Here is a 7682-nt window from a genome sequence, read left to right as displayed (position 1 = left end):
TATGCAAACATAGGCCTGTCATACATCGATAACCCCACAAGCGTCACATACACGCCCAAAACGGGACACGCGCTGAATTTCTCTGCGTCAACGACAGTCTTCTTCTAAGGTCCTCAAAGACAATGGCATAGCTCATCTTTGCAGCCCACCAAGTTCAAGCAGTTTTGATGATGATTGACTCGTACTCGAATGCGACCATCTATTCGGCCTCTGATGCAGCGATGGAGTAGGGCCCGCATCGAGTTCGCGCACTGGAATCAAATCATAAAGCATGCTCGACGCACCATGATCATATTCGGAGACCATCTCACCGACTATTGCGCGATGCCTTCCTTCGACCACAACCTTTTGCCCGCCGGGCTTAAATCTCCTTGGCTGCGACCGGATCTCTGTAGTTTTTCCGGCTTACGAGTAGCGTCCTGATGATCCGTGGCATGTTGTTGACGAGTGCACGCTTCGGGCCTATCAGCTCTATGTGATGCGCGCTCAATTTGCGGCAGGCTGGATCTGATAATGGAGCAGGCTTGTAAGGTCTCGGTTTGTCCCAGCACCGAGGGTGGTCGCTGTTACCCTGTCGCAAACTATTCGGGGCTGCTTCTCTCCGGCGCGATCATCGAGACCCATGATTCAGGCACCCCCTCCTCTTAAAAATCCAGGCGGGTTGCGTGCGCAGCTATTGATCACCTGGACGTTGATTGACCAAGCCCTAAGATGGTGCCTTGGAGGCTGCAGCAAGACCCGCCTCATTCGCGCAGTAGGCAGCAAGTTCGGCATGGGTGGCGAACCAGACGTCGGGTTTGGAGTGCGCGAGCCTGATAATCTCTTCGAGAATGAAAATGCGCGAGCGGTGGCCGATTTGATGAGGGTGCATCGTAAGCTGAAAGAGCCCCCCCTCATCATAGGCGAGCTCCAACTCCCGCCGAAAGATATCCAGGATCATCAACGGCGCGCCGTAAGGACGCGCGCCGACCGTCCGGTCCATCGCCAAGTATGCTGAATCGTCGCGGATCCATTCAACTGGAATTTCAACGATGCCGGTCGGCTCACCGTCCTCGAGAAGTTCGTAGGGTTCATCATCGGCCATCAGCGACGAGTCGTAGAGCAGCCCCATCTCTCGCGCGATTTTCAACGTTGATGGAGTAAAATCCCAGGAAGCGGTACGCATTCCAACCGGACGGATACCAGAAAGATGTTCTAGTGTACTGGCGGCGCGTAGTGCTAGCTCACGCTCCGTGCTTTCATCGAGGCGGGAGTTGGACTCATGAATCCAACTGTGCATCCCCAGCTCATGGCCTGCGGCCACTATCATCGCCGCTTCTTCCGGATGAATCATTGCTGAGACCGCTGGCATGAAAAACGAAGCAGGCACTGCGTATTTCTCGAGAATACGGAGAATACGCGGCATGCCTGAGCGGGCTCCATATTGGCCCTGGCTCATTCTTCCAAATGAAACACCCCCGTTCCGTAGCTCCGAAGTCTCGTGGTCGGAATCGAAGGACAACGCTACCGCCAACCGAGCGTTACCTTTCCATTTGCCTGGCTTCAGGGCTTTACCGGCTCTGACCCTATTGAGCTTTTGCTGCCAGACCTGAGTCGGCCAAAGCCAGGGCTCCTGGTTGAGGCCGTCGTGATTTCGTGCGTCCATTGGGTATTCAACCTTTCATTGGTGACGACTCCTGCACCGACCACGAACCGAGCCACCGCTGGTCATGACGCTTTGAGGCGCCGACTGAGGCAAATGCCGCTCTCGAGCCGATCGGGACAGAGAACTGCATCGGAAGTATCAATTTAGCTGGTCTCGCAGGAGCGTGATCGACGTCGTCTGCGGCGAGCTTGACTTAGTCGTTTGGCCTGAACACAAGCACCTAGCGCACGACTAACTTTGCTCTTCGGCCATCGCAGCCGTTACGACTCGACAGACCTCTCGACACTACGATTTAAAGATTTCGGCAGTCTCACGTCCGTCCGAGGTCTTCCCCAATCAGCGGCCCTCGCAACGACGCGATCAACATCCTCTTCGATCATCAACCGTTGTTCGACGAGCAGTTCCGCGGCCTCACCAATTTTGCCAATATAGGCGTTACATGAGCCATAACGCTCAAGGATTGATTTACGAGGGTCGCGGGTTATTTTCATTTCGTCAGGTGTATCGGGAAACGGGATGTAGCTGCCTTTCGTCAACCAGCTGGTGGCACCATGACCGTAGCCGCGTTTCAGCAGATTCCAACCTGTGTACGTTCCCAAGGGGGCTGCCACCATTGGCGCTTTGACTCCGTCGCATTCATTGCCATCCTCGTCGACCTTCGGAACCAGAACCACATAGCCGTCGTGATCCAGTATGCTGGGAGGGAGCACGGTGAGCAGACCTTCTGCCGTGCGTGGTCCGAAATCCATTAAGGGCAGTCCGAGAGCCTCTTTAGGTACCATCTGGCCAGGGATAACAGGGAATTGCTCCGCCCACTCAGAATAGGAGAGAAGCGTACCGGCCTTGCGAGTAGGATAGCTAGAGGTCGGCGGAGCCACACACGTGACGTCCAAGCGTCCAACGCTTCGAGCATCGCCCTGAAGAAGGGCGACGTGTAAATGTTGTTGACTAGGTTCACAACGTCTAGCGGCTGCACCGGAGAAATATCTCTTGGGTTCGCGGAATGCTGTGAGCTCGCCCAGTGATAGATCCGTACGGTCGACGGCTGCTCAAGATCCTCGCCCTTGGTATCCGTATGGACCAGCGAGCCGCGTCTCTGCCAATATTCAGTCGATGTATGCGAATGAATGACAAGCGGATCCGTATCTGGTCGCTTGAGGATTGCATCTCTAACTCCTGTTAGGTGATCCGTTGTTTCAGCATAGGAGAAGGGAAAGCGGTCACCATAGCAGAAGCGATGCTGATAAGCCCCGCCGCTGGGCGAAAACACATTCGCAAAACGACGGTTCATGTGAATCATTCCGGCACCCGAAACGTGGGGCATGACACCGTCGAACACCCGCCGGCCTTTCGTATCCGCATTGAACCAATGATAGACGAAGTCTCGCAAAAAGCGTCCTGTCTGGGAACGTCCCCACCCAAAGGCTCTTTCCACTCGCCCTACCGGATTGGGACTACCTAGCGAGTCCTCGCTCTCGTACCGGAAGTAGCTAATCAAATCACGTAGCGCTACATAGCCAAGACCAAGGACAAGGGGATCCCGCGCAGTGTAGATGAGCTCGTAGATCCAACCCGGCTCGAAACCGTCCTGAAGGAAGATATGCGTTGACGAAGGCAGTATGCCAACTTTTTCGTTTTGACCGCTGGGCCCACTCGCCCCCTCGGTACGGGCAAACCGCCACGCAGTCGGACTTATGACTTCACGATCACTGTAGGGATATCGTCGGCGAGTTAGTGTTGCGTCGCGCGTGTCTAAAGAAACCGTTGGATAACAGTGGGCATCGACACGACCCGACAAAGGCATCGTATGGGAGCCTTCGCGAACCGTATACTCTTGCAATACCTTGCCAGTGATCGCCGCTCCCCGGTCAATTGCCACAGGCACTTGAAGGATGACGCGATCATTCCCACGAACGATGTCACCTTGCCAAGCGCTCCAAAGTACCGTGTACCCCCGGCGAAACAAGAAGCCATTTCCCGCGTCCTCGAGCGTCCTTGGATCATTACTCGCGGGAGCGTCGTTAAAGTATTGTAGGGAGCGCATGTTGCCCCGGTTCCCACAATCATAAAACAGTCGACCGTTGCCACGGCGTGGATTTGTCGGCTTTAGGATTAGGAAGTCAGCAGAAAACTCGACTAATCCGCTCCTGTTTCGAGGCGCCAGTTTCAGATCGAGTATTTCAGATTGTGCGGGCGCGCCCGGGTCGACCGCGAAATGCGCACAACCGCGCAGACGTTCGTAGGGACCGACCTGGTCGAAATGATGACCATCGGCGAAGAGCTCACGCTGCGTTATCTCAACAACAATCTCGTTTCTCATTTTGCTCGCATTTCAATTGCCACCTGGTCACTGGGAATTCGGAACCATTCAGTTAGATTAGAGCGACCGAATACATGATGGTAATGGTCGATCGCCAAACCGAGCTCCTTAGCAAGTGTTTTGGCTGCTGATTAGATGCGGCACACTTTGCCGGTCGCGTCGATGGTAATCCAATCTCCTCCCCGTAGAACAATTGCTTCTGGCACGCTTTCACCCTTTGCTCGAGCTTCCGAAAGACAATTCTGAAATTCAATAACCAACGGATCCGCAGGATCAGTATAGTGACAGGGCAAGACTGTCTTGAGTCCAAGCCACTGTGCAGCCAAGACGCCTTCGCGCGGCGAAAGAACTGTTGTGAGTTTTCGACCTGGCTTTGAATCGGAAAGGCCGGTTGGATTGGCAATGCCCAGAGAGCCGATTGTCGGTTTGTACAGCTCGCCCTGCAATCGCATATCTGAAAACAATGAAGTGTCGCCCGGATGATACCAACGGATGCCGTCCCCAAGTTCAGCGATAAATGACAGGGGGATTCCGGAAACAAAAGAACCATCTGGCGCGGTTGTGCCTGAGCAATGTCGGCACTCCACCGTCTGTATTTCAAACCCACTTACTTCAAGGCGCATTCCCCAAGCTGTCGTCCTCATTTGAGATGCCGGAACGTTCATCGCCTTGAGATAGGCCGATACTTCACCTCCACACACGACCGGGGCTCCCGTGCGTTTGGCGATGGTATGTGCATCGCCAAGGTGATCGAGCGCGGCATGAGTCACAAGAATGAGATCGACGCGGTCCAAATCTTCGACAGCAACTTTACATGCTGGATTTCCGGTCAAGAACGGATCAAGCAAAATATGCCTGCCGTCGGGGACAACGATCTCATAGGCAGCAACACCGAGAAAGCGGACTTTGTAGAGAGCGTCATTCATGAAAACTAACCTTCTGTTGGTGATTTTTGAACTTTTCTGCCGATGATCGGCCGCGCTTAGCTGGGGCCTTGGGCACAACAACGCCCCGAAGTCGATGCGGTGAGCCCTGCGCTACCTGTCTCGTGAGGTGGCGATCTGCGTCTTCTTGCCAGAGCAAGTTCGGACATCTGGCAAGCCGGCCCCGAGACGCGAACCTGTTGCGGGAGCCGCCCCCATCACCGCCCATTACCGCCTCACTTCGGAAGAAGTTGCTGGACAATTTCGGTCATCTGCCGCATGGCCTGCTCGGGCGTGCGGCGGAGCGTTACTACTTCCTGCAGCAATCCCTGGATCCGTTCGGTGATCCTGAGTGAATTGTCGCCCGGGAAAGAATACCATTCACCCGCCTTGGCCGAAGCGCGCTTCCCCCGAGCCGCTGTTCGAACCCTCTGATCGCAGCGCGCGTTTGCACACGCAGCTTGGCTCGAACAGCGGGTCGTATGCCAGGAAAACATAGGGATCACACACGATCGACCGCCTGACCGCCACGCGCCGGCGCTGCCCCCAGAGAACTCCCCCTGTTTGCGGGCCAGACCGTGGCCGATGTCCAGCGGACTTGCGGTATAGCTGAGTTCAAACTCGATCTCGGCAGTGATCCGCCCCGTTCCTGGTAGCAGGCGGCCGACAACAGGAACCCTTTACAAGCCAGAGAGCAGTCGGATCGGGAGCGATAGCGCCATGTTGGAGGCGCTGGCGGGTGCATTTGTCCAGGCAACGAAATAATGCATTCATCACGGCCGTAAGCGAGACTAGTTCGTGGTTGACGTTGCGTGCCGTGGGCCTTCCAGCATTTGACCGGCCAACGCTCAAGTGACATGAGTTGGTGCTCTGAATCAATTGCTGGCACTGGTAGTTGACCGAGACGAAAATCGCTACATTGCTCAATCGGAGAAGACGCCGGTAAGCCGTGACACGAGATCGGATCTCTCACGCGAAAACGCACTCGTTTGGCGATAGCAGGCCTTCGAGGCTCATCGCGCTGCGTCATTGAGTTACTATCCCCCACGTGTCGTTAGAGCGCGGCGGGCGCTGAACCCTCAATTCTAGAACAAACGATCCGGACTGGAGAGCGCGCGAGATCGGATTTAATTAATTGCGCATCGTCAGATCTAGTTTGCGGTGACTTCCCGACCATCGAAGCTGGCGATGCTGTTGAAAAAGTTAGCTCTTTTATTGTAAGCACCCCGGACGGGGGCTCGATAGCAGGGATGATTTTGGCAACTCACGGAGGTTCACGCAACGGACCTCGGCGGTAGCATAACGGGTTGATCGAGGCTTTCCAAGCGCAGCGGTCTTCAGGTTCGGAGACCAAATTCGCCACCGAACGACGAGCTCTCGAAGCCGCATGCTCTCGGAACCTTCGGCTCTTGAGGTCAGCAAAGCGCTTATCGGCTCGCTTGCATTTACGCCTCGCTCCAAGGAGGCGTATTGCACCCAAGAGTTGTCGCGCGCAATCGCGGGCGCCTTTGTTTTCCTCGTGCAGTGATATCTCGCGCACCAGTTTTGGATCTTCTTCACGCCTAGCTTTTTCCATGAGCGCCAAAGCACCATCGCATGTTGTCGCCATCGATATCGAATTATTCGATGAGCGTCATCCGTCCGTCGCGGTCTCAATGCGATGGATCACCCCGCCAAAAGGGGCCTAGTTGTTTTCGGGGGCATTATGCGAGTTGAGATGAAAAGTAGCGACGTTGCCAACGCACACGTTCCACGTGGTGATTTGATGAACCGGGTTACTTGGCTGGTCAATCTGGAGACTCCGTTTTCAGGTTTCGGCCCACTACAAAGGAGAAGGCGCTTTTCATCGCGCTGTCTCTTGCAGCGAGTTTCATCAGCAGTTCGGCGAAAGCAGAAATTAGCCACACGCCTAGCGCAAAAGTCGATACTCCGGATAAGGTTGCCAAAAGCGTTCAAAAGAAGAAAGACCGGCTCGCAAATCTCGAAAAACGGCGTGAACGCGCAGTGGCGGGTCCTGTCGACAGCGCGAGGCCGGCCGAGGCTATCAACACACGTCATCCCAAGAGCGACGGTTCGGATAAAGTCGCTAAAGACAAAACTCAAAACAACACTGCCCCGTTTGCAAAATTTGAAAATCTACGTGAAAAGGGCATGTGGCTCAACATACCTGGTCCAGCTGATACTGTGACTCAGGATAAGGGCGGCGTGAGATCCGCGCTGGCGGACGTCGGGATTGGATATATTGGCTGGACAGTTAACACCTATGTCAACAATCTGCTGCCGAATGCGGCCAGAAGCACGATCGCCAATCAACTCTACAACGGCCAGAATCCGACATTTAGTACCACGAACTACATGATGGTGACTTACGACCTCAGCCGATTTGGGATTCCCGATGGTCAGATCATTCTGGGCACCGAGCAGCAATCTTGGACATGGCAACCCGGGGGGCCAGACAGATTGGGGATCAATGAAATTGCCTATTACCAGACGTTTCTTGACAGGAGGATCGAACTCAAGGTGGGCTATCTCAGGAACTCAACTGAGTTCGCAGGCACAACGGTTGGAGGAAATGCAGGGGCAAACGTTTTCGGGCCGTCGTCGAATATTCTATACCAGGGCGGCATGAGTAGTAACGCTACTCCGACGCCAGCTCTCAACCTGAAGTTAAATATCGATGACCGCCTGTATAACAGGGTCTCACTCCAACGCTCGATCAGTCCAGACGGTGTATTTACAGAAGTAACCCAAAATCCCACCGGCTTGACCTGGAGCACGCCGAACACGGGCGTTC

At 54.8% G+C, this 7682-nt stretch carries 4 protein-coding genes and 1 pseudogene; 1 reads left to right on the top strand and 4 read right to left on the bottom strand.

Features of this window, described 5'->3' with window-relative positions; genetic code table 11:
• Window positions 1-706 precede the first annotated feature (706 nt).
• From A3AI_RS0141400 to A3AI_RS47105, 4 genes are all read right to left on the bottom strand, one after another.
• Entirely contained in the window at window positions 707-1645 is a 939-nt protein-coding gene (locus tag A3AI_RS0141400) for a polysaccharide deacetylase family protein (protein ID WP_024521070.1), read from the bottom strand.
• A 260-nt stretch (window positions 1646-1905) separates the two neighbouring features.
• Window positions 1906-2394 (bottom strand): alpha/beta hydrolase domain-containing protein, encoded by a 489-nt coding sequence (locus A3AI_RS0141395; RefSeq protein ID WP_024521069.1) that lies wholly within the window; start codon window positions 2392-2394, stop codon window positions 1906-1908.
• Window positions 2394-3965, bottom strand: a complete 1572-nt coding sequence (locus A3AI_RS48600) for an alpha/beta hydrolase domain-containing protein (protein WP_024521068.1) — start codon at window positions 3963-3965, stop codon at window positions 2394-2396. Before A3AI_RS48600 ends, A3AI_RS0141395 begins: the two co-directional genes overlap by 1 nt.
• Window positions 3966-4096: 131 nt before the next feature.
• A complete protein-coding gene (locus A3AI_RS47105) occupies window positions 4097-4891 on the bottom strand; it encodes an MBL fold metallo-hydrolase (RefSeq protein WP_084801228.1) in 795 nt (264 codons plus the stop codon).
• A gap of 1776 nt (window positions 4892-6667) precedes the next feature.
• Here A3AI_RS47105 and A3AI_RS48595 point away from each other — a divergent pair.
• A pseudogene (locus tag A3AI_RS48595) lies at window positions 6668-7682 on the top strand (carbohydrate porin); the annotation flags it as partial.

This window comes from Bradyrhizobium sp. Tv2a-2 (assembly GCF_000472425.1).
Lineage (GTDB): Bacteria > Pseudomonadota > Alphaproteobacteria > Rhizobiales > Xanthobacteraceae > Bradyrhizobium.
The sequence above is the reverse complement of the archived record's forward strand: the minus strand, read 5'-3'. Positions and strand labels throughout refer to the sequence as shown.